21 protein-coding genes are annotated in these 23,531 nt (G+C 61.6%); 2 read left to right on the forward strand and 19 right to left on the reverse strand.

The genetic code is table 11. The features are described 5' to 3' along the window. Window positions 1-16 precede the first annotated feature (16 nt). From J1G35_RS19705 to J1G35_RS19750, 10 genes are all read right to left on the reverse strand, one after another. A complete protein-coding gene (locus J1G35_RS19705; RefSeq protein ID WP_120447712.1) occupies window positions 17-565 on the reverse strand; it encodes a fimbrial protein in 549 nt (182 codons plus the stop codon). Between the two features lie 11 nt (window positions 566-576). Continuing rightward, window positions 577-1,056: a fimbrial protein gene (locus J1G35_RS19710; RefSeq protein WP_223015781.1), complete on the reverse strand. Its 480-nt coding sequence runs from the start codon at window positions 1,054-1,056 to the stop codon at window positions 577-579. A 13-nt stretch (window positions 1,057-1,069) separates the two neighbouring features. Next, window positions 1,070-1,564 carry a fimbrial protein gene (locus J1G35_RS19715; RefSeq protein ID WP_053133620.1) on the reverse strand — a complete coding sequence of 165 codons (495 nt, stop codon included), beginning with the start codon at window positions 1,562-1,564 and terminating at the stop codon, window positions 1,070-1,072. Window positions 1,565-1,574: 10 nt separating this feature from the next. Then, a complete protein-coding gene (locus J1G35_RS19720; RefSeq protein WP_053133623.1) occupies window positions 1,575-2,156 on the reverse strand; it encodes a fimbrial protein in 582 nt (193 codons plus the stop codon). A gap of 21 nt (window positions 2,157-2,177) precedes the next feature. Continuing rightward, window positions 2,178-2,939 (reverse strand): fimbria/pilus periplasmic chaperone, encoded by a 762-nt coding sequence (locus tag J1G35_RS19725; RefSeq protein ID WP_223015782.1) that lies wholly within the window; start codon window positions 2,937-2,939, stop codon window positions 2,178-2,180. Beyond that, window positions 2,936-5,539 carry an outer membrane usher protein gene (locus tag J1G35_RS19730; protein WP_223015783.1) on the reverse strand — a complete coding sequence of 868 codons (2,604 nt, stop codon included), beginning with the start codon at window positions 5,537-5,539 and terminating at the stop codon, window positions 2,936-2,938. The genes J1G35_RS19725 and J1G35_RS19730 overlap by 4 nt, the downstream gene beginning before the upstream one ends. Window positions 5,540-5,558: 19 nt before the next feature. Further along, window positions 5,559-6,119, reverse strand: a complete 561-nt coding sequence (locus tag J1G35_RS19735; RefSeq protein ID WP_223015784.1) for a fimbrial protein — start codon at window positions 6,117-6,119, stop codon at window positions 5,559-5,561. A 50-nt stretch (window positions 6,120-6,169) separates the two neighbouring features. Next, window positions 6,170-6,691 (reverse strand): fimbrial protein, encoded by a 522-nt coding sequence (locus tag J1G35_RS19740; RefSeq protein WP_256243910.1) that lies wholly within the window; start codon window positions 6,689-6,691, stop codon window positions 6,170-6,172. 428 nt (window positions 6,692-7,119) lie between these two features. After that, window positions 7,120-7,743, reverse strand: a complete 624-nt coding sequence (locus J1G35_RS19745; RefSeq protein WP_223015785.1) for a Pr6Pr family membrane protein — start codon at window positions 7,741-7,743, stop codon at window positions 7,120-7,122. A 4-nt stretch (window positions 7,744-7,747) separates the two neighbouring features. Beyond that, window positions 7,748-7,981: a VF530 family protein gene (locus J1G35_RS19750; RefSeq protein WP_223015786.1), complete on the reverse strand. Its 234-nt coding sequence runs from the start codon at window positions 7,979-7,981 to the stop codon at window positions 7,748-7,750. Window positions 7,982-8,131: 150 nt separating this feature from the next. Between J1G35_RS19750 and J1G35_RS19755 the strand changes: the two genes are divergently transcribed. After that, on the forward strand, window positions 8,132-10,150 hold the full coding sequence (locus J1G35_RS19755; protein WP_223015787.1) for a TonB-dependent receptor: 2,019 nt from the start codon (window positions 8,132-8,134) through the stop codon (window positions 10,148-10,150). 438 nt (window positions 10,151-10,588) lie between these two features. Next, on the forward strand, window positions 10,589-13,000 hold the full coding sequence (locus J1G35_RS19760) for a glucose/quinate/shikimate family membrane-bound PQQ-dependent dehydrogenase (protein ID WP_223015788.1): 2,412 nt from the start codon (window positions 10,589-10,591) through the stop codon (window positions 12,998-13,000). A 108-nt stretch (window positions 13,001-13,108) separates the two neighbouring features. On the opposite strand, the gene J1G35_RS19765 is transcribed toward J1G35_RS19760, so the two are convergent. From J1G35_RS19765 to J1G35_RS19805, 9 genes are all read right to left on the reverse strand, one after another. Further along, window positions 13,109-13,531, reverse strand: a complete 423-nt coding sequence (locus J1G35_RS19765; protein ID WP_172681482.1) for a group 1 truncated hemoglobin — start codon at window positions 13,529-13,531, stop codon at window positions 13,109-13,111. After that, entirely contained in the window at window positions 13,528-14,385 is an 858-nt protein-coding gene (locus J1G35_RS19770; protein ID WP_053133644.1) for a DUF3034 family protein, read from the reverse strand. The genes J1G35_RS19765 and J1G35_RS19770 overlap by 4 nt, the downstream gene beginning before the upstream one ends. 9 nt (window positions 14,386-14,394) lie before the next feature. Continuing rightward, on the reverse strand, window positions 14,395-16,743 hold the full coding sequence (locus tag J1G35_RS19775; RefSeq protein ID WP_053133647.1) for an EAL domain-containing protein: 2,349 nt from the start codon (window positions 16,741-16,743) through the stop codon (window positions 14,395-14,397). Further along, window positions 16,727-17,323 (reverse strand): methylamine utilization protein, encoded by a 597-nt coding sequence (locus J1G35_RS19780; RefSeq protein WP_256243911.1) that lies wholly within the window; start codon window positions 17,321-17,323, stop codon window positions 16,727-16,729. Before J1G35_RS19780 ends, J1G35_RS19775 begins: the two co-directional genes overlap by 17 nt. A 285-nt stretch (window positions 17,324-17,608) precedes the next feature. Further along, window positions 17,609-19,945 carry a bifunctional diguanylate cyclase/phosphodiesterase gene (locus J1G35_RS19785; protein ID WP_223015789.1) on the reverse strand — a complete coding sequence of 779 codons (2,337 nt, stop codon included), beginning with the start codon at window positions 19,943-19,945 and terminating at the stop codon, window positions 17,609-17,611. A 214-nt stretch (window positions 19,946-20,159) separates the two neighbouring features. Beyond that, on the reverse strand, window positions 20,160-21,335 hold the full coding sequence (locus J1G35_RS19790; protein ID WP_223015790.1) for an extracellular solute-binding protein: 1,176 nt from the start codon (window positions 21,333-21,335) through the stop codon (window positions 20,160-20,162). Beyond that, entirely contained in the window at window positions 21,332-22,306 is a 975-nt protein-coding gene (locus J1G35_RS19795; protein ID WP_223015791.1) for a GTP-binding protein, read from the reverse strand. Before J1G35_RS19795 ends, J1G35_RS19790 begins: the two co-directional genes overlap by 4 nt. A 111-nt stretch (window positions 22,307-22,417) precedes the next feature. Further along, window positions 22,418-22,720, reverse strand: coding sequence for a hypothetical protein (locus tag J1G35_RS19800; protein ID WP_223015792.1), 303 nt, complete (start codon window positions 22,718-22,720; stop codon window positions 22,418-22,420). Window positions 22,721-22,733: 13 nt separating this feature from the next. Next, complete coding sequence (locus J1G35_RS19805) at window positions 22,734-23,483, reverse strand: SDR family NAD(P)-dependent oxidoreductase (protein ID WP_223015793.1); 750 nt, start codon at window positions 23,481-23,483, stop codon at window positions 22,734-22,736. Window positions 23,484-23,531: the final 48 nt, after the last annotated feature.

A 23,531-nucleotide genomic window follows, 5' to 3' on the forward strand; every position in this document is an offset into this window, starting at 1 on the left:
GTTACGATTCACAGCACTACGGATAGTCCAGCGTAAACGTAGAGGTCACCCTGTAAGCACCGTGGCCTATGGTTTGTTCCCTGAGGGCATCCGGCTCCCCCTGCACATAGGCTTTGAGCTCAATGACATTGCTGCCATTGGCCAAAACCTGTTCGTCGCTGACTTTGTTCACGGGCAATGGCTTGTTACTCAGCGTCTCCAGACCGAGCCCGATACCCGAGGCACCATTGCCGCTATCCAGCGCGAACAATCCGGGCAGCGCCCGGTTTTCCACACCGCCGAAGGTGATGGTCACCGTGTTGCCGATGGTGGTGTCGCAGTCTTCCAGATGCAGCTTGAAGCCTTTGCCCACAGAGCGCGTGTTGATGTAGAGGTGCTTGCTGGTCAGGTCCCAGAGCTCCAAGGTGATTGCCTCGTCGCCAGGCCTGATGTTGCAGGCCTGCTCAACCAGGTTGCCCTTGAAATTCAGGTTGTCCGTCGCAGACGCCTCGGGTATCAGGCTGAAGGCTGGCACCCAGGCCAGCACGGCGCACAGCCACCTGGGATGAACACTCTCATGTCCCATGGATTCAACTCCTACTGGTATTCGGCCAACAGCGTGGCCACCGCTGTAAACCTTGCGGGGGCCAGCGTTGCACCCGGCTGTTTGACCGGTACGACTTCCAACATCGGCGGTGACGACACGGTTATGTCCAGTGGCGTATTGAGTCGAAACGGCAGGCTATTCTGGAGTATTCGAATGCCCAGGCCAGGCGCGCTGGTTTGCACAGCCGAGCCGTCGAACGTCGTGGGTGTGCCGTTGACACTCAACTTCAGCACCCACGGGAGCGTGGCGCTACCACAGTTGATGGTGTAGCCGAGCCCTCGACGGTATCTCACACCATCGACTCGCTTTACGCCGACATCCCCGAAATCGACTTCGATCTTGTTCCCCGCATTGATCGTGCAGGGCGGCGGCTCGTTGAGTGTCCCGCTGAACGTCAAGTTGGCCGAAGCAGCGCTGCTCAGGCCGATCGAACACAAGGCGAGCAAGGCTCGCTGCTGCCAGCATGTCATTGCGCGCTCCTCATCATTGGTAATCGACCACAAGCGTGGCGGCGGCATCAAATGCGCCCCCGAGCAGGATGCTGCCCGCGCGCTTGACCGGCACTGCCTGCACGACGGGGAAGTTGGGATAGGTAAAATTCACGGCCGCATTAAGCGGCCAATCCGCACCGTTAACGAACAGTTTCACCCCAAGATTCGGGTTGCGGGTCGAGAGTACGCGCGCATCAAACGAGGCCCCCGTGCCCCTGAGTTCAAGTCTCATGGCGTTGCTGAAAGGGGCATCACAGGTGACGGTATAAGGCACGTTGCGACGATAGTTGACACCGTCCACCCGTGACGTCAGAAGGTCGTTGCCAAAGGGCACATTGAGCGTACTCCCGCCGTTAATGATGCACGGCGGAGGTGCGATGATGACCGCGCGGATGATCAGGTTGGTGTCGGCCTGCACACCCAGGCTGACGACCCACAGCAGGACTCCCCCAATAAGAATGGCCCGCGAGCCGACTGCCTTCGTCATTACATTGCCCTCACTCATAACTGAGCCTGAAATCCACTACGGCCCGAAAGGCCCCACTGGTCAACGGCGCGGAGGTGCGCGTGGGTTGAACATTCCAGGTCTGGAGACTGCCGCCCTCGGTCAAAAACAACGGTTCGCCCCGGGAGCCCAGTTGCACGTCCCGGCCCAGGGCGTCGGTCAAACGCAGCCCCATCCCGGTGATGCCTTGCACTTTGACCAACCGTGGATCATCGGCATCGGCAGGCGCGAGAAACGTGACCGACAGCACCGGTTCATGGGAACTCCATGCCAGGTTCCCCGTACGCTCACTGAGGATACTGCCGGCGGTGCGCTGGCAATCCTGGAAGCGCAGTTGAAATGCCCTTGATGGCGCCTGATCGCCAGGTCGTAGCAGTTGGCTGGCCGACACGGCGCCCAGGTCAATCGTTTGATGGCGCGATGTCATCTCCAGGCTGCAAGGCGATTCATGCATGGACCCGTTAACGTTCAACCGCCCTCGTTGACCATCGATGCCTTCGTCATCCTCGGCGCCCACCCGCGCCGCCAAGGCCAATAACGCGCAACCCAAGACTTTCACGGTGTGCGATTTCATGACGTTCTCCCGCAGCAGACGCTACTCATTAGGCGATGAGACTTGCGCGTTCACGGTGCAGGTTTCGCCACTGCAGGTGAAGGCCAGGAACGGGCGTCCACCGTAATCGTTCACGTAGGCCAAATAGGGCGCCTGGCCAAGTGCCTTGGCCGTTGGTCCCAAAGCCTGCGTGCCCTTGGGCGGGATCATCACCGGTTCAAAGCCCGCCACGGTTTTGCCGTCTTTGCTGCTGCGCGCGTCCACCAGGGACACGTAGTAAGGCGTGGGGTTATTCACCTGGTAACGGTCGCCTTGCCGGGTGAGGGTCAGCTTTTCCTGCCAAGGATGGGACAAGTCCTGCTGGCTGGGCATGATGGCTTGCGGACGGTAGAACAATTTGATGCGGGTCTGCAGCGCAATTTGCAGAGTGTTGGATTTGTCGCTGCGCGGCGGAATTTCCCGCAGGTTGAAGTAGTAAACGGTCTCGCGATCCTGGGGCAAGGATTTGACCGCCGGCAATGCCTGAACTTTCACCTGGCTTTGCTTACCGGGCTCCAAGCGCTGAACCGGCGGCAGCACGATCAAGGGCGAGGTGATTTTGTTGCCCTGCTCATCCTCGATCCACCCCTGGGCCAGGTACGGCAACTGGGTGTTGTTATTGGTGATGTTCACGCTGGTGGCATCCTTGCCACCCTCAAAGATCACACGGGTACGGTCCAGGCCAACCGCAGCATCGGCGGTCGGGGTCAGGCCTGTTGCCAGCAGCGCGAAGACCAGGAATTTAGGGCGCGTATTGAGCATCATGAGGCGGGGTTCTCCGTATCGGTACGCTTCCCGGTCAGCGATGCTGGCTCGGGTGAGGATTGATCAGTGGCTACACTCTGGCAGCGCAGTTGCAGGGCATCGGTCAAGCTGTCGGCTGGTAAAACCATAGGGAGCGTGAGCAGGCATTGTTCGAGGCCCCCCCAACTGACGATCATCTGCTCGCCGGCCTGGATGCCACTCAGGTAAACAGCACCGCCGTCGTTCACAATCCCGGTGTCCTGCTGTTTTATGTTCTTCACCGTCGCGCCGAAGGGCGGTGAACTGCCATCCGGCAGGCGCAGCACGGCCATGGCCTTTTCACCGGCAATCACTTCCAGCGATCGATAACCAATGGCCCCTTCGGTGAGTGTCAGTTGCGTCACCGACTGCGTGGCTTCGACGTTGCTCGGCAAGCTCTCCAGGTCAACACTGGCGGCCGTGCGCTGGTAGCTGCTGATATCGGAGATCACCGCCTTGCCGAAGGTGTTGGTGCGGGTCGACACGCCGTAACCCCGCACAGGCACGTCGGGTACCCCGCCGGAATCGATCATCAGACGGGTTCCGCCAACGGCATTGGTTCGGTGCAGGGCTGCACCGTAGGGCGTGAGTGTGCCGCCACCGCGTATAGACGCACTGAGGGTTCTGCCATTGCCTTGTTGTGTGCTGGCGCTGAGATCGATGTCAGCCTGGTCGCCAATATGGCTCAGGTAACCGCTGGTAGAACTGTCGCTTGCACTGAGCTGGTAGCTATTGCGTTCATCAAGGCGGTCACTGTAACGCGTGGCATAGCTCTCTTTGCCCGAGGTCCTGCTGCCATCCAGCGACAGGGTGCCGCTGCGCCCCAACGGCAGGCTGACCGTCAACGCCATTCCGCTATCCTTGTAGGCGTATTCCTGACTGCGGTACATGTTCAGGGACAGGCTCATGTTCCTGACTGTCCCCAGATTAAAGTAGCGCGACATGGACAGGTTCCAGCGCTGAGTGTCCGGGCGCCCCCAATACGTCTGTTTGTTGTAACTGGCGTAGACGGTCGCCCCAAGGTCACGAAACTGTTTATTGAGCGTCACCGTGTACAGTGACTTGCTGTCGCCAATCGGTTTCCAGCCCTCGATGTACTCTACGTTTTCGATCCCGCCGAGCTCGCCGTTCAACCCGTAATGGCTGGCGTCCAGGTACTCACTCATGCTCAAGTAGTTTTTCTCGGAAAACCGGTAACCGGCAAACGTCACCTGGCTGTCGTACTGCTCGAAGTGCTTGGAGTATTGAAGGCGGTAGGATTTGCCCGAGAGCGTCTGATTCCAAACGCTGGCGTGGGACTGAGTGACATCCAGCGATACGGCTCCGAACGCCAACAGGTCACGACCGGCACCGACAGACAACGCACGGTAGTTGTTATCGGTGATAGCGCCGCCAAACAGCGACCAGCCATTGCTGACACCCCAGGAGAACTCACCGGTACCGAAAAAATTGCCATCGGCGCCGTATTGAAGATCGGAGGGCCGCCCCACCGCCAGCTTGTAACGAACCTGGCCAGGGCGCGTCAGGTAGGGAATGCCTGCCGTATCGATCTGGAAGGTGTGTACCGAACCATCCTGCTCTTCCACCCGCACATCCAGGGTACCGCTCACGGCGTCATTGAGGTCCTGAATACGATACGGGCCTGCAGCGACCAGCGTTTCATACAGCACGCGGCCCTTCTGGCTGATAACTACCCGGGCGTTTGTCTTGGCGACTCCCACCACTTCCGGGGCATAACCACGCAAGTTGGGTGGCAGCTGGCTTGCATCCGAAATGAGTGCGGCACCGGTATAGCGGAAGCTGTCAAACAGGTCCGAATACAGATAGTCCTCTCCCACCGTCAGGCGCGCCTTCAGTGCAGGCACTGCGCGATAAGCGTAGTAACGACTCCACTCCAGTTGTTGTGGGTCCCCGTACCCACTGTCGAGGCCTTTTTCGACACGCCCCTGCCAGTCCGCCCTCAGGCGCCAGGCCCCGGCATTCGCCCCCAGGGTGCCGTTACCAGTTAAGTTGTTACGGGTGCCGTCATTCTTTTGGTAGCTGGACTGCACCGTCATGTTGTAATCGATCAGCAACCCCGGCACGCCCTCATCCCAGCGGGAAGGCGGATCCCAATTGATGGCGCTGTATTCAAGGTAGGCCTGGGGCACGCTGATGTTCAGCGTGGAGGTGGCCAGATCGCCACTGACCTCCATGCCCGGCAAGCTTTCTATATCCAGGCAGTCACCGCCTTTCCACCACTTGAGTTCGGCAGCGCCCGACACTTTGAGCCCCAGCAAGTCCACAAGGGCCGGCGACAAACAGGCCTGGCTGCCTTTGGGATCATTATCGGGGGGATAGAAAGCCACCGATTGCTCCGCCATCGCCTGATTATTGATCTGCACAACCATCGAGTAAGTGCCAGGCAGAATAAAACCGCGGCGGGCAAACTGAGACAAGTCAATATTAGTCCGATCACTTAGATCAAGAACGTCTGTATTAAACTCAATATCCCCGGCAGCCAAAGCAGTGCTCGGCAACAATATCAACCCACTAAAAAAGTTTGAGCGCAGCGTATTCTTGACCTTCGCCGTATTCAACATGCAAGCAACCCATCAAAGTTCAGAAATATTCCAACTTGAATCGCACGGCGGCACGGTGCGCTCCGGCCACTATGGGCAATCCGTTGCCAACAAAATGAAGCGTGAAGTGAAGCGTCATGTCGCCTTCCGCCAATGGATGCGGCGTCATCGGCTGGCCGGGAATACTCAATTGGCCAACGGAATCTTCGATATTGAGAGCAACACCTTGGGAGCCACCAAACACCGCAAAAGAGCGACCACCTCTGTCGGAGGGGCCGTCAAACGTCACCCGAAGGTGCTGCCAGTCGGGCAGCGTTACCCCGGGGCGTAACGGATCGGTGCGACTCAATGTGCAATTGACCAGGCGCAACTGGAAGGATTGGTCGCCTCCCCTGGCGCGTCGTAAAAACCGGCCGATGGGCTCAGGGTCCATATCGATGGTTTGATCGACGCTGACCAACTCCAGCCCGCAGGCCGAATCAACGACCTCTCCTCCCAGCGTGACGAGCCCATCCCCTTGCGCAAGCTCCTGGGCAATCACCCAAGGGCTGACGCACATCGCCAAAGAAGAGGTGATAGCGAGACTTATGAATGTTTTCACCTATGCCTCCACCCGCCTCCCCCGCCACGCTGGGTGGCGGGGGAAAAAGCTTACTGATAAGCCAAGGTGAAATTGGTCACCGCGCTGAAATCACCCGGCACGATGTCGCCCGTAGCAGCGCCTTGCACATAGGCACCGAACTCCAGCGTGTTATCACCGGTGGCAATGATCTGCGGCGTGGTAGGCACACCCAACCGAACGGGTTGACTGCCATGGGTCATCATGATGCCGACGTTGCCCGCGCTACCGACGGTGCCCAGCGCACCCGGCACAACGCCGGATGGCGCCCCGGTGAAGGTCGTGGTCACAGTGTTATCGGTGAGTCCGGCCAGATCGCAACCTTCGAGTTCAATCAGCAAGCGCCGAGGCTCGGACTTCCCTCCCGCCTGCAACTGATGCTTGGCGATCGCGCCAAGGGGAATGGTTTGATCGACGGAGTCAGGCTTGATGGAGCAGGCGCCGGAATGGACCGAACCCAAAAAGGTGACCGTTCCATCCGCCGCCTGAGCAACAGACATAGACCCTACCAACAACCCGATGGATAACAGCGCAGTGTTCATTTTGGCTTTCATGTATAGAGGCTCACATAGTAATAAACGTCATTAAGTCATTCCGTCGCCTTAGCGCGCAGAACGCCCTATCTTTTTTCCAATTACTTGCATTGCAACTCTGCTCATTTGATGAGGCCTGGTGATTATCCAGTGCAAACCTCAGAAGCCAAGTCGGCCAGTTCATTTAATTACGTAGCCTGAGAACGCCAAGACTTATAAGAAAATTATGGCAATTTGCCAAAACTTTAGATTCATCTGTAAGAATTGGATTACATGAAGTTTAATTATGCAGAGCCATGGGTAAATATAACTGTAAGAACAGGACTACATCACCTTAAAGATCAACACTTCTATGTGGAAAGATTAACTAATGAGTTGAAGCGTTCGAGAGGAAGCGCACAACCGCTCGACGAGACGGTGCTCGCCCAGGAGCGGTGAGGAAGGATGAATCAGCAGCGGGGCTTGATGAGCTTATCCAGTCCCACCACGGCCAGTGCAACCAGCACAAACCCCGCCAGAATGCCTCCGGCATTCACAAACACCTGTGGATAACCGAGGGTGCCGACATCAATGAACGGGTATTGATATTGCCCGAGCAAATCCCCGCGCAGCAGCACATAGGCGAAGTAGATGAGCGGATAAATCACCCACGCGCCAATGTGCTTGAGGCGCAGGCTGCCCTTGGGTACAGACCAGCACCAGTAGATGACAAACAACACCGGCATCACGTCGTGCAGCAATTCGTCGGCGATCCATTGAAAGCCCTCGGGCTGCCACAAATGCCGCAGCAACAGGCTGTAGGCCAGGCCCACCACCACAATGCTCACGGCAATCCCACTGCTGACACTGGGCGCGAGAAAGAACCGCCTGGCGGCGCAGTCCCGACGGATCAGCGCGTAGCTGAGCACCACGGCTGCCAGGGTATTGGTCAGCACTGTGAAGAAACTGAAGAAGTTGATCAGCCCGCCCAGCAGGCTGGCGCCGGCTTCCCAGCGCGAATAGAAAATCAGGTACTGCTGAATCGCCAAGCCCACCCAACCGGCCAGCGCCGCTGCTGCCACATACCGCTTCATGGGGTCAATCCAGCGGGCGTTTGGTGCGCATCAACTTCACGTACAAGCCTTCGACCTTCTCCCGCGCCCAAGGGGTCTTGCGCAGGAACGTCAGGCTCGACTTGATGCTCGGGTCGCTCTTGAAGCAGCGGACATCAATGCGCTCGGCAAGGCCTTCCCATTCGTAATGTTCCACCAGGGTGGTGAGGACGTGTTGCAGGGTCACGCCGTGGAGAGGGTCGTCGCTTGTCGCGGTCATGCCGGGCCTATGAAAAAAGTGCTCACGAAGGTGCACACCTTATCACTCCGCCCTCGCAGGTAAAAAAAGTTCCCGCTTTCAGCGAAAAAGATATGTTATATTGTAACTATAAATCTCAAATCTTTTCGTCGTTTTGCCAAGGAATGTCCGATGTCCCTATCCTCCCTATGGCGCTTGTCCCCGCTTGCTGCCGCGCTGTTGATCTGCTCCGAAGCCCAGGCCCTGGAACTGCAACCCCAAGTGATTACCGGCAACCCGCTGGGCAGCGAACAACTCGCTTCGCCAACCACCGTGCTGGAAGGCGATGACCTGACCCTGCAACAAAAAGGCAGCCTCGGCGAAACCCTGAACAAGCAACCGGGCGTGTCGTCTTCGTACTTTGGCCCGGGCGCCAGCCGGCCGATCATCCGTGGCCAGGATGGCGACCGCATTCGCATCCTGCGCAATGGCGTGGGCGCGCTGGATGCGTCGTCGCTGTCCTACGACCACGCGGTGCCGCTGGACCCGGTTAACGTGGAACGCATTGAAATCGTGCGCGGCCCAGCGGCGCTGCTGTACGGCGGCAGCGCCATCGGCGGCGTGGTCAACACCTTCGACAATCGCATCCCCACCGAAGCCATCGAAGGCATCCACGGCGCAGGTGAATTGCGCTACGGCGGTGCCGACACCACACGCAGCAGCGCCGGCAAGCTGGAAGCCGGCAACGGCACCTTCGCCTTGCACCTGGATGCCAATGCGCGGGAATTCAACGACCTGAAAATCCCCGGCCAGGCCCGCAGTCGTCACGCCCCGGAAAGTGATGACACCCCCGGCAAGAACGGCCGCCTGGGCAACAGCGACGGGCGCCAGGACGGCGGTGCGGTGGGCGGTTCCTACACCTGGGATGACGGTTACGCCGGGCTGTCCTACAGCAACTACGACAGCAACTATGGCTCCCCCGCCGAACAGGCTGTACGCATCCGCATGCAGCAGGATCACTACGCGTTTGCCTCCGAAATCCGCAACCTGCAAGGTCCGTTTACGTCGGTGAAAGTCGACGCGGGCTACACCGACTACGAGCACCGCGAGATCGAAGGCGGCGAGACCGGCACGATCTTCAAGAACAAGGGCTACGAGGCCCGCGTCGAAGCGCGGCACCAACCTATCGGCCCGTTCGACGGCGTGGTCGGTGCTCAGGTCACCCGCAACGAATTCTCGGCCCTCGGTGAAGAGGCCTTCGTGCCGCAGACCGACACCAACGCCGGCGCGCTGTTTATCCTCGAAGAAATGCAAGCCACCGAACGCCTGAAACTCAGCCTCGGCGGACGCCTGGAACACACCAGCGTCGACCCCGACGCCAAGGGCAACCAACGCTTCGCCGGCGCCGACAAGGGTAACGACTTCACCGCTGGCAGCCTGTCATCGGGCGCGGTCTACACCCTCACGCCGATCTGGTCCGTGGCCGCGACCCTGGGTTACACCGAGCGCGCCCCGACCTTCTATGAGCTGTACGCCAACGGCGCCCACGTCGCCACCGGCACCTATGAGCTGGGCGACGCTAACCTGAAGAAAGAGAAAGCCGTGTCCAGCGACCTGGCCCTGCGCTTTGACAACGGCACCCACAAGGGCAGCTTCGGTGTGTTCTACAGCCGCTTCTCCAATTACATCGGCTTGCTCGGCACCGGTCGTACGTTGAACGACGAAGGTGAAGAAGACGCAGGCGGCATCCCCGAGTACGAGTATTCCGGTGTGCGCGCCCGTTTCGCCGGCTTCGAGGCCCAGGATCACTGGAAGCTGGGGGAAGGCGCCTACGGCAAGTTCGCGTTGGAGCTGTCGGGCGATTACACCCGCGCCACCAACCTGGACACCGGCGAAGCCTTGCCGCGCATTGCCCCGCTGCGCTTGAACAGCGGCCTGCTGTGGGAGCTGGACCGCTGGCAAGCGCGTATCGACATCGAACACGCTGCCGGGCAAGGGCGTGTGCCGGATAACGAAAGCGGTACCGACGGCTACACCACCTTGGGCGCAAGCGCCGGGTATCGCTTCAATGTCGGCGGCAGCCAGTGGCTGGCGTTTGTGAATGGCGAAAACCTCACCAACCAGACCGTGCGCTACGCCAGCTCGATTCTGCGCGATATCGCCCCGGCACCCGGGCGCAGTGTGCAATTGGGCATCCGCACCACGTTCTAAAAACCACTGAAAGCCCCAGTGGTAGGGGGCTTGCTCCGATGGCGAAGTGTCAGCCGCTACATTCACCCCTGACACACCGCAATCGGGAGCAAGCCCCCTACCCCCTTATTTGGCAGCGACGATCTGTCACTGTTACCAAATCTGAAATGATGCATCTTGCGATTCGTGCTTTCTCTTGGTGCGCCAGCGCTTTATCCTTGTCCGCAATAACCTGAAACGTTTCACTCCCCGGCTGACCCCATTTTGCTGACTATTCCTACCTACCAAGACAGCGCTGTCTTACACCGAGCTGCGCCTGGGAATAAATCGCCCGCCTGTGGATAACGCCGCTCTCCCCAGAAAAACCTAATTCACGCTGAACCAAGCCCGTGCCGAATCGTCATCTACAGTGAAGAAACACGGGGATACATAATTCCAACGTAACGGAGAAACACAACTATGAGCACTGACGGTGCTTCACGTCCTAGCCGCCTGCTGCCCAGGCTGCTAGGCGTCTTGCTGCTGATCATGGGCCTGGCCTTGCTGGCCGGTGGTATCAAGCTGAGCATGCTCGGCGGGTCGCTGTATTACCTGCTGGCCGGTATCGGCATCACCCTCACAGGCCTGCTGCTGCTGGCCACCCGCCGCGCCGCGCTGGGCCTGTACGCACTGGTGCTGTTCGCCAGCACCGTGTGGGCCCTGTGGGAAGTCGGCCTGGATTGGTGGCAGTTGGTGCCGCGCCTGGCGCTGCTGTTCGCCTTGGGCATCGTCATGCTGCTCCCGTGGTTTCGCCGGCCGTTGCTGCGCGGCCAACCTGCCCCGTTGGGCACCGGCGCGCTGAGCTTGGCCGTGGTGCTGGCCGGCGCTGCTGCCGTTGCCAGCCAATTCACCAACCCCGGCGAGATCAAAGGCCAACTGGACCGCGACGCGGTACCGGGCATGGCCAGCGCTGCTCCGTCCCAGGCGGATGGCGATTGGAATTCCTATGGCCGTTCGGCCTACGGTGATCGTTACTCGCCACTGGCGCAGATCACCCCGGAAAACGCCCACAAGCTGGTACCGGCGTGGACCTATCGCACCGGCGACATCCCCGGTCCGAACGACCCGGGTGAAACCACCGCAGAAAACACCCCGCTGAAAGTCAACGGCATGCTCTACGTGTGCACGCCGCACAGCCAGGTGATCGCGCTGGACCCGGACACCGGCAAGGAAATCTGGCGCTTCGATCCGAAGATCAGCAGCCAGGGTGCCGAGAACTTCAAGGGTTGGGCACACATGACCTGCCGTGGCGTGTCGTATCACGATGACGCCGCCTACGCTTCCGAGCAGAGCCCGACCGGCAGCGCCAGCCCGGCTGCCGCGCCAAACGCCTGCCCGAAACGCATCTTCGTACCGACCGCCGACACCCGCCTGATCGCCCTGAATGCCGACACCGGCAAGATGTGCGAAGACTTCGGTGACAAAGGCCAGGTCGACCTGCGTGCCAATATCGGCAGCTTCGCCCCCGGCGGTTACTACTCCACGTCGCCACCGGCCGTGACCAAAAACCTGGTGGTGATCGGCGGCCACGTCACCGACAACGTCTCCACCGACGAGCCTAGTGGCGTAATTCGCGCGTTCGACGTGCACACCGGCAAGCTGGTGTGGAACTGGGACAGCGGCAACCCGAACGACACCACCCCGTTGGCCGAAGGCAAGACCTACACCCGCAACTCGCCGAACATGTGGTCCATGTTCGCCGTGGATGAAAAACTCGGCATGCTCTACCTGCCGATGGGCAACCAGATGCCCGACCAGTACGGCGGCGACCGTACCGAAGACTCGGAAAAATACAGCGCCGGCCTGACCGCCCTGGACATCGACAGCGGCCACGTGAAGTGGACCTTCCAGTTCACTCACCATGACTTGTGGGACATGGACGTGGGCGGCCAGCCGTCGCTGATCGACATCAAGACCGAAGCCGGCGTGAAGCAGGCCGTGATGGCCTCGACCAAGCAAGGCAGCATCTACGTACTCGACCGCGCCACCGGCCAACCGGTCGTGCCGATCCACGAAGTGGCCGTGCCGCAAGGCGCTGTCGCCGGCGACCACACCTCGCCGACCCAACCGAAGTCCGACCTGAACTTCATGCCGCCGCCGCTCAAAGAGCGTGACATGTGGGGCGTGACGCCGTTTGACCAGATGCTGTGCCGCATCGATTTCAAATCCATGCGCTACGACGGGGCTTTCACCCCGCCATCGCTGCAAGGTTCGATCGTTTACCCAGGTAACTTCGGCGTGTTCGACTGGGGTGGCATTTCCGTCGACCCGGTACGCCAGATCGCGTTTGTGAACCCTAGCTACATGGCGTTCAAATCCAAGCTGATCCCGGCTGCCGACATCGCCAAGCAAGGCCCACGGGTCAGCGAAACCGAAGGCGTGCAGCCGAACAAAGGCGCGCCGTACGGCGTGATCCTCGAAGCCATGCTGTCGCCAATGGGCCTGCCGTGCCAGGCGCCAGCCTGGGGTTATGTAGCGGCGGTCGACCTGACCACCCACAAAACCATCTGGATGCACAAGAACGGCACCGTGCGTGACAGCTCGCCGGTTCCGATCCCCCTGAGCATGGGCGTCCCTAGCCTGGGCGGCACCTTCACCACGGCCGGTGGCGTGTCCTTCCTCAGCGGCACCCTTGACCAGTACCTGCGTGCCTACGACGTGAAAAACGGCAAGCAACTGTGGGAAGGCCGCCTGCCAGCCGGCGCGCAAACCACACCGATGACCTACACCGGCAAGGACGGCAAGCAGTACGTGCTGGTCATGGCCGGTGGTCATGGTTCCCTGGGGACCAAGCAGGGTGACTACGTGATGGCGTTCAAACTGCCGGATTAAGCGTTACCGGCGGCAAAACAAAGGCGGCTACCCTCACAGGTAGCCGCCTTTTTCATAACCAACACAGATCAAAATGTGGGAGGGGCTTGCCTCCCGGCATTCATCAAACTAGTGTTCGATCACCTCACCGCGCATCACTGCCAACCGGGCAATCAACCGATTCTGCACCGGCACCGCGATCCCCTCGCTGTCCATCGCCTTGATCAAATCCTCCACCAGTGCATTGAAATCACTGCGGCTCACATGCTGCCCCTTGTGACTCTCGGCCATGCTGTCGCCGGTGTAGGTGCACGGCCCGCCCGCTTCCACACAGAACTGTTCGATCAACTTGTTGCGCAGGCGCTGGATATCGATGCGCCGAAAACGATCAACAATGCGTTCATCGCGGGCGATGTTGAGCAGCATGCCTTCGACGATGCGGGTGATGCCGGGCATGGCGCCGAGGTCGCGGTACAGGCTGTCGTCCTTGGGCGGTTGCTGGGCGCAGGCGCTGAGCAGCAACGCCAAAATCACGGGTAACAGACGCATCAGAAGCTCCCCTGCACAGACAAGTAGGTGCCGTTCTGGTTATCCAACGTGGCAATCTCCCCGAGGCGCGCGTAGGCCAGCACGAAGGACACATGCTTGTTGGGAAAGTAGCCGACGAACAGATCGGCCCAATCGCTTTCGCCGGCAAACGAGAGGTTATCGGGCTTCTCGCGGTACTCCACACCCACCGCCCAGCGCGGGTTGAGCAGCAGTGCCACGGAGCCTTCCTTGAGCAGGCTGCGGCTGTCACGGCGGTCGCCGCCAAAACCGAGCAGGCCGGTTTCATTGGCGCGGCTGTAGCGCAGACTGGTGTTGACCAGCACGTTGTAGCCAAACGCCGCGCCCATGAACAGGCGGCTGGCGGCCAGGTAGCCTTCGACATCGCTGTCGCGCTTGGCACCTACCAGGCGGGGGATGTCGAAGTTGGTCTGATGCTTGTACTCAAGGCCCAACGAAACCTGGGGCAAGCGGTCGTAGATCACATCGCCGAACAGCCGCAGCTTGAGCCCCAGCACGTCCTGGCCAAGATTGTCCTCGGGCAGGTTGAGCCTGTGCACCAAGGTGCCGAGGTCGAAGCGTTGGCGCGCGAAGGACAGTTCGACCCGGTTGTCATAGGCCAGCGCCAGGCCGGCCACGTCAAGCCGATAGTCCGGCAGGTTGACCGTGGTGGCGAAGGCCGTGGCCCCCCATTCGTGCTGTTCGCCATAGCCGGCCAGCACCGCCCACGGCGTGATGCCACCACCCGCGGTACCTTCGATACTGCTGGCACCGCCAGTGGCGATCAGTCGACCGTTATCGGCCAGGGTCGTTTGCACGGTCAGGGCGGTCAGGCAGCCGATCAATAGAGAAACACGCACGTCAGCCACTCAATGAACCAGGGAAGTTTGCACGCTGAGGGGCAAGGCCACCCAGGCTTCGAAAGCGTCGGCACTCAAGGGCCGACTGATCAGGTAACCCTGGGCCGTGTCGCACTGCCAGCGTTCCAGCAACCGCAGGCTGTGGGCGTATTCGACGCCTTCGGCGACGACCTTGAGGCCCAGGTTGTGGCTCATCTCGATAGTGGAACGCACGATCACCGCGTCTTCACTGGTTTCATCGAGGTTACGCACAAAGGATTGGTCGATCTTCAATTCCTGCACCGGCAAGCGCTTGAGGTGCGCCAGCGACGAGTAGCCCGTACCAAAGTCATCCACCGACAGAGAAATGCCACATTCGCGCAGTAGGTGCAGGACCTTGAGGGCTTTTTCCGGCTCGCGCATGACCGCGCTCTCGGTGATCTCGAATACCAGTTGTTCCGCCGGCAAGCCATAGCGACGCAGCAACGCCGAAACTCGGTGGGCCAGCTCATCGCCGAGCAAGTCATCCGCCGAGATGTTCAACGACAACTGCAGATACAGGCCGCGCCGGTTCCACTCGCACAACTGGCGAATGCCCTCCTCGATCACCCACTGGGTCAGCAAGCGAATGCTGCCGGAGCGTTCGGCCAGGGGGATGAATTCTGCCGGCGAGACCAGGCCGAACTGCGGGTGCTGCCAGCGCAACAGGGCTTCGGCCTGGCGCACGTGGCCTTGGCGAAGGTCCAGCTTGGGCTGGTAATGCAGCAGCAGTTGGCCCTGGCTGGGCGCGTGGCGCAGGTCACGGATCAAGGTGATTTGCCGCCGATGCGCAAGATCGCGGCCTTGCTCATAGATGTGCAAACGGCCGGGCATTTGCGCGGCGTCTTTCATCGCAATCGCCGCGCGCTCCAACAGGGTCTGGGCGCTGTCGCCATCGGCCGGGTAGGCGGCGATACCCAGACGGCAGTCCAGCGCCAGGTCATGGCCGTTGACGCGCTGGGGCCGCAGCAACAGTTGTTGCAGCTTGTCGGCCAGCCCCACCGCTTCCTGGCTGCCCGCGCCTTCGAGCAGCAGCAGGAATTCATCGGCAATCAAGTGCGCCAGGGTATCGCCGGGGCGCAAGGTGACTTGCAGACGATTACTCACCGTGAGCAGCAATTGGTCCACGGCGTCCGGCCCGGCGGTTTCGCTGGCGGCGCGCAGGTTATCGATGCCCAGGTAAATCAATGCCATCGGCCGTTGCAGGGCAATCGCACTGCTCAGGCGCTCCATGGCCAACGCGCGGTTCGGCAGGCCGGTCAGGCGATCGTGCAGGGCGCTGTGCGCCAGCTGTTGCTCACGCTCGGCGATGCCGCTCTGCATGGCGTTGACCGCCAGCGCCAGGCGCCCCAGCTCATCGCTGCGCTTGAGCAGCACCGGGGTCTGGTAATCACCCTGGCCGATGCGCTCGGCCGCCAGCGCCAGCGCCTGGACCGGCCGCGACACGCTGCGGGCCAGCAGCAAGGCACCGATCAGCGAAGCGATCAATGCCACCAACGCAATGCCGAGGATCTTTTCGTCCAGTGGCATAAAGGCTTGCATCGCCGCGTCCAGAGGGCTTTGCAGCAAGGCCAGGACTTTGCCGTTCTCATCGCTGGCCAACACCAGGGACTGGCTGAGGAACCGGCGCGCAAGGTGGTCGGTGGTGGACACGCCATGGCGCGTCGAATCGACCTGTATCAACTCGATAACGCTGTCATGCAGCCCTTGCGGCTGGGTGCTGACCAACTCGCCAGGACGGTCATGATCGATCGCAAGGAACGACACTTCCAGGTTGCTCAACGAGCGCAATTCCTCGGCAAACGCGGCGTCCATGCTGAACCCCATCACCACCCGCGCAATCGGCAATGGCGCCAGCACCGAGGCTTCTACCAGCAGGTGCGGCTTGCCTTGCAGCGGCACGATCAGCGTGGCCTGGCGATTGCGCCGGGCTTCGCGCAGCGCCTGGTCGTAGCGGAAAGTCGAGCCTTCGGGCACTTCGTCGAGGGTGCTGGCGAGGACCTTGCCGTCCATGCCCAACAGGATCATGTCGCTGGCGTTGATACGCTTGCCGTGGTTGAGCAGCACCGAGCGCATCGTCGCCGAATCGCCACTGGCCACCGCATCGCGAAAACCGAAGTCGGCGGCCAGCAGTTGCACGCCATCGGCCAGGCGCCGACCGCGCAGGTCGAGCAAGCGTTCAAACACCCGCGAGCCTACGTCCAACTGGGCCAGGGCCTGGCTGCGCACCGCCGAACTGGTCGCGACCTTGACGCTGAAATACACCGCGCCGATCACCACCAGCGAGAGCAGGATCAGCACGCAGGCGACGCGCGCCTGAAAGCTACTGCGCAGTTTCACGGGCAGCTCGATTGAAGGCGTCCCCAAACGCGCTCGGCGTGGGCGTCGGTGGCAGATCCGCCGAAGGGGGCTGCAGGCTCAGCACCACAGGGTGACTCAAGCCGGCCGCCGGCACATGCAGGATGCCGCCATCCAGGGGCTGCATATCCGCCAGTTGCGGGTGCCACAGGGTGGCGTGGTAATCGCCGGGCGGCAGTTGCTCCAGGCGCACTCGGCCCTGGGCATCGCTGACGCCGAAGCGGGGGTCATCGGTAACGTAGATGTAGCCGAGCATCCAGTCATGGATATTGCAGCCCAGTACCACCACCCCGGGTTTGTCGAACAGCAGCGGCGCGGCGGGTGTGCCTTCGTACAGGCGCAGTTCAAAGCGCTTGGCGGTGGAGAAGGAGTAGACCTGATGGCGAATATTGTCGCTGTTGGGAAAGCGCACTTGGGTGCCGGTGTGCACCGCCAGCACATGGGGGGCGAAGCGCTGGCCGCGCTGGTCCATATCGGCCTTGGGTGCCCACGTGGGTTGGCCTGCGGGCCCCTGCAAGGTCACAACCGCATCCGCGACCGGACTGCCATCGGCCTGATGCATCAACACCTCAAGCGTCGCTGCCGAGGCCGGGAAAGCCAGCGCCAGCAACACTGCGACAGGCGAAAACAGGTGAGCAAGTGAGGCCATGGGGGATCCGGAAAAAAGCGGCCAGCCTTGGCAGAAAGATAAAACCAATGACGGTATGATGCCGCAAACAAGGCAAAATGCCATCACCCAATGCAACGCTCGGCACCGCCGCTGGTCGGTAAAAACCTATGCAATCGGTCAGGCTCTGTAGAGCTTATCGACCACGCTCGCAAAAGCTGTAGTCCATAGGCGAGGTTTCTAGACCAATTGCCGCTCGCGCCGCATCCACATCTCGAACGCCATGGCATTCAGCGGCCGGCTGATCAGGTAGCCCTGGGCGGTGTCGCAGTTCCATAGCTTGAGCAGCTTGAGACTGGGCTCGAACTCCACGCCTTCGGCCACCACCTTGAGCCCCAGGTTATGGCTCATTTCGATGGTCGAACGCACGATGACGCCGTCGCCACTGGTGCTGTCGAGGTTGCGCACGAACGACTGGTCGATCTTCAACTCCTGCACCGGCAGGCGCTGCAGTTGCGCCAACGACGAGTAGCCGGTGCCGAAGTCATCCACTGACAGGCTGATGCCGCAACTGCGCAGTTGCTCGAGCACGCTCAAGGCCTGCTGCGGGTTGTGCATGATCGCGCTTTCGGTGATCTCGAAAATCAGTTGCTGGGCCGCCACGCCGTACTGCATCAGCAGGGTGGTGACGCGAATCGCCAGGTCATCATCGGCCAGGTCATCCACCGAGATGTTCACCGACAACTGAATGTGCAGGCCGCGCTGTGCCCACTCGCCGACCTGGCGGATGGCTTCTTCGATCACCCACAGGGTCAGGCCGCCCATGCTGCCGGTGCGTTCGGCCAGGGGGATGAACTCGGCGGGCGACACCAGCCCCAGCGTCGGATGCTGCCAGCGCAGCAAGGCTTCGGCCTGGCGCACATGGCCGTGCTTGAGGTCGAGCTTGGGCTGGTAGCACAGGTACAACTCGCCTTCGACGGCAGCGCGGCGCAAGTCGCGGATCAGGCTGATCTGGCGCTGGTGGGCGAGGTCGCGGTCCTGCTGGTAGATCTGCAGGTAACCCGGCAGCGTCGTCGCATCGTGGCGGGCGATAGCGGCGCGGTTGATCAACTCTTCCACCTGCTGGCCATCGGCGGGGTAAGCGGCGATACCGATGCTGACTTCATGGCGCACCTCGTCGTTGCCGATGCGCTGGGGTTCGGTGAGCAACGCATAGAGGCGGTCGGCGCGGGCCACGGCGCGGTCGATCTCGATATTCTCCAGCAACAGCAGAAACTCACTGCCGGCAATGCGCGCCGCCGTGTCGCTGGCCAGCAGGCTCATGGACAGGCAACGGCTGGCTTCGCGGAGCATTTCCTCGACGCCCTCGGGACCGAAGCCCTCGTTGATCAAGCGGTAGTTCTCGATGCCCAGGTAGAGCAACACCACCGGCCGCCGCGCGCTGATCGCACTGCCCAGGCGTTCCATGGCCAACGCGCGATTGGGCAGGCCGGTGAGCGGATCATGCAGGGCGTTATGGGCCAGTTGCCGCTCGCGCACGGCGATACCGCTTTGCATGGCATTGAAGGCGCGGGCCAGCAGGCCGAACTCATCGTGGCTGCGCACCCGCACCGGCGTGCGGTAATCACCGGCACCGATGCGCCCCGCCGCTTCCACCAACGCATTGAGCGGGCGCGATACCCGTCGCGCCAGGAACAACGCACCGGCCAACGACACCAGCAGCATCGCCAGGGCAATCCCAAGGAACTGCCGGTCCAGCGGCGCAAAGGATTCCAGCGCGTGGTCCAGCGAGGTTTGCAACAGCACGCGCACTTCATTGCCGTCACCAGTGTTGGCCAGTGGCAACACTTGGCTGAGCACGCGCTGGCCGTAGAACCGGTGGATCCGTGGCTCGGGGTCGATCGGCCCCTGGTGCAGCAGGTTGAGGATGTCGGCCTGATACGCATCGGGCAGGGTGCTGAAGAGCGCGCCGGGCCTGCCGTTTTGTACACTGAGGAATGACACCTCCAGGTTGCTCATGGAGCGCAGTTCATTGGCAAACAGCGTGTCCATGGGAAAGCCCATCACCACCCGCGCGATGGGCAGCGGGTCGAGCACTTCGTCCTGCACCAGCAAGTAAGGACGAGCGTCCATGGCCACGATCAACATCTGCAAGCCACTGCGCCGCGCGTGGCGCAGGGCGTCGTCATAGGGGAAGAACTGGCCGCGAGTGAGGACAGGCAAGGTGCTGACCATGACCTTGCCATCCAGGCCGAGCACAAACACTTCACTGGTCCCCATGCCGGCACCGTGGCGACGCAGGGCGGCGCGGATCGCCGCGTCCTTGCCCTCGGCCACCGCCTGCTTGAACGGGCCGTCGACGGTCAGCCAGTCCAGGCCGTATTGCAGGCGGCGCCCGCGCAGCTCCAACAGGCGTTCGAACACCTGGCTACCGGTTTGCAGTTGCACTTGTGCCTGGTTTTCCACCGCACGGGTGGTGGCGCTCTTCACGGCGAAATAGGTGGCGGCGACCACCACCAGCAGCAACAGCGCCAACACCCCGGCAATGCGGGTTTGAAACGTATGGCGCCACGTCATGGCAGTGCCCTCTGGCAGCGTTCGCCTCTCTCTGCCGCCGCGTCCCTTAGTCATGTGCATTCCTTGCGCCCAGACCCGCCGTCAAAAAAACATCCATTTTCAATGGAAATTTTGTTTTAGCAGATTAGCTGGGACAAAGCAGAAGCGCACCGAATAAAACCGGGGATTTTACTGTCATTTTATTGGCGACAACCGACTGACCCTACCAGGCCGGTCAAAGAACACGGGCGCGCATGAAGTCCCCCCAGCGCCGCACCAGGTAGTTGTGTTCATCCATCACCGAGTTCCACACCGCGATATGCCCCATGCGCTGCTCATAGGAGCCGCCATCGCGTACTTCGCCGATATCGATCAACGGCAACCCATCACTGCCGAGCAACTCCTCCCGTGCAGGCTTGCCGGCGTACCAGTAATCCCATTCGGCACTGCTCAGATGATCACGGCTGCGTGCCGGGTTGCCGATGTAGTAACCCTGGCGCGCCATCACCGCGCCCGGCCAGCCGGACAACCACCAATTGAGGTAGGCGTACGCCGCATCCAGCACCGGGCCCTGGGCATGGCGCGACAACGACAAGCCGCCGAACCAGGCGCGATAGCCTTCGCGGGGCACCGCCAGGCGGTATTTCACCCCGGCGCGGTGCAGGCGCATCAGGGTCGGTGACCATAGGCTCTGGATGTCGATACTCGGGCTGAGCATCAGTTGCGCAGCCTCTTCATCGTCGGACCAGAATGCGGCGAAATGCCCTTCCTTCTGTTTGCGCACCAGAATGTCGGCAAGCACATCGATCTCTTCGATGCTCATATTGCCGATGTCCTTGAAGCTGGCCAGCCCCGCGCCCTGCACGGCCAGCGCCGCATCCAGGGCGCCGATGGCGGCATCGCTTTGCAGCGCCGTGCGTGCGCGCCAGGCCGGGTCGAGCAGCCACCCCCAGCTTTCGTTACCGTGGCAAAACCCCTCGGGCAGGCGTTCGGGGCGGTAGGCGAAGCTGTCGGCATTGTGGGTCAGCGGCAGCATGCTGATGCGTTCGGTGACGGTGCTGCCGAGGCTGCCATCGTGCTGCACGAATAGGCGCTCGCTGGGCACGCTGCCGCTGCCCAGGCGGTCATTGGGCGACAGCCGCCCGCGCTTGGGCAAGTCGTTGATCTCGTGCCACAGCGCGATGCGCCGCGTGTCGATGGGCTGGATTGCCCGGGCCGGCCACACGAAGTCGACGTTATGAAACCATTGGTCGTAGAGGTCATAGCTGTCGGGCTGCATCACCGCAATGCGCTGGGCCTGTTCGACGTCGTGCACCTGGTACACCAGGCGAATCCCCAGTTCCTGTTCGGCGCGCACGCGCAGGCATTCGAGCAAGGTGACCGAGGTGCCGAGCACACGTAAGGTGATCATCCGGCGAACCGCCGTGAGAACACTTCAAAGGAACGCCGCAGCAGCGCAGGGTCGAGGCCACGCAGGATAAACACCAGGCGCGATTGCCGGTCGGTGCCTGGCCAGGCAGGCAGATGGACCGGGGCATGCAGGCAATGCTGCACGCCATGAATGACGATGGGGGCGTTACTGGCGTTCACGTTGAGCAGTCCTTTGACGCGAAGGATTCGTTCGCCGTGGCATCTTAACAGCATCGACAACCACACCCCGAAGCCGACCCAATCCAGCGGCTGGTCGAAAGTCATACTGCACACTTGGGCCGCCCCGTGGCTGGCGCTGGTGGTCTGGTGCAATTGCCAGCGGCTGACTTCCATGGCCGGCTCGGCACTGCGCAGGCCTTCACCGAGCAACAGTTGGTCGCCGCTGTGGATGGCGTGGGTATCGAGGATCGGCGTACCGGCGTTGAGCGCCTGCAAATGCATGCGCAGCGGTTCGCAGTCCCCCACCAGATCAGTCTTGCTCAACAGCAGGCGATCCGCCGCCGCGACCTGGGCCAGCCACTCGGGGTGCAGGCGTTCCTGCAGGGCGGCGTGGCTGGCGTCCACCAGGGTAATCACCAGGCCTATATGAAAACGCCCGCGCAGTTGCACGTCGTTGTTCAAGGTCGCGAGGATCGGCGCCGGATCAGCCAGGCCCGTAGTCTCGAGGATCACCCGTTTGAACGCGGGTATTTCACCACGTTCGCGGCGCTGCAGCAGGCCGAGCAGTGCGTCCTTGAGCTCGCCACGGATGGAGCAGCAGATGCAGCCGCTGGGCAGCAGCACGGTGTTCGGCGCGACTTCCTCCACCAGCAGATGGTCGATGCCGATATCGCCGAATTCGTTGATCAGCAACGCGGTGCCGCCCAGGCTTTCGCCTTGCAGCAGGCGCTGGAGCAAGGTGGTTTTGCCGCTGCCGAGAAAACCGGTGATCACATTTAGAGCAATGCTCATATTTACCTCCACGCCCTGTAGGAGCGAGCTTGCTCGCGAAAAACCCGAGAGCGCCGCGTACATCCAGACAACACGCGTTATCGTTGACGTCTTTCGCGAGCAAGCTCGCTCCTACAGTGGGGTGTTTTCCAGGTGGTCAAGTAGACGCGGGTCAAGGGGATCCAGCGGCCGGCCGAGCATGGTCTCGGCCGCCTGCCAGAGTTGATCCAGCCCGATCGCCAGTTCCTGTTTGCCGGTGGCGCCCAACAGCAGATAGGACGCGCCCTGGAAGTCTTCAACCTTGAGCCGGAACACCGCCAGCACCTGGTTGATCGCAGCGATACGGCGCAGGCGTTCGCGGCGCCTGGGCAGTTCATCGCCCAGGGGGTCGCTCCAGTGCAGGTCTTCGCCGAGCAATCCGCAGAGTCCGCACATGGCTACACCTCACTCATGGCATGACATCGCCGGAGTTCGGGCCCAGGGTCTGGCCGACAAACAGGTTACCGCCCGGCTCGCTGGCCAGCAGCACGGCGGTGGGCGCCACCTCGTCCGCGAGACCGAAGCGGCCCAAGGGCAGCTCGGCGGCCTTGGCGCGTTTCCAGTCGGTGCTGATACCGCCCACCAATGGCGTCTCGATCGGGCCGGGGGCGATGACGTTGACCAGCACGTTGTCCTTGGCCACTTCCAACGCCAGGGATTTGGTAAAACCGATCACCCCGGCCTTGGCGGCAGCGTAGTGGGTCAGTTCGGCGCCGCCCTTGATGCCCAGTTGCGAAGCCACGTTGATGATCCGTCCCCAGCGCTGCGCGAGCATATGCGGCAAGGCGCGCTGGCTGGCGACGAACACGCTGGTGAGGTCGACGCGCAGCATGTCGTTCCACATCTCGATGGACAGGTCGACGCAACGCGCCTGGGTGAGCATGCCGGCATTGTTGACCAGGATATCGATGCCGCCGAAGTGTTCGACGCAACGGTCGACACTGGCCTGGGCACCTTCCACCGTGCCCACATCGGCCACGCACTCGACCACTTCGGCGCCCAGGTTACGGCAGGTGATCGCGGTTTCGGCGAGGCTGGCGGCGTGGCGGTCGGCCAATAGCAGACGCGCGCCCTCAACGGCGTAGGCGCGGGCGATGGCGGCACCGATGCCGCTGCCGGCGCCGGTGATCACGGCGCGGCGTTTATCTAGTTGAGGCATATGAAAATCTCCTGAAGCAAACACAGTTCCAATGTGGGAGGGGCTTAC

Source organism: Pseudomonas sp. SH10-3B (assembly GCF_019891415.1).
Taxonomy (GTDB): domain Bacteria; phylum Pseudomonadota; class Gammaproteobacteria; order Pseudomonadales; family Pseudomonadaceae; genus Aquipseudomonas.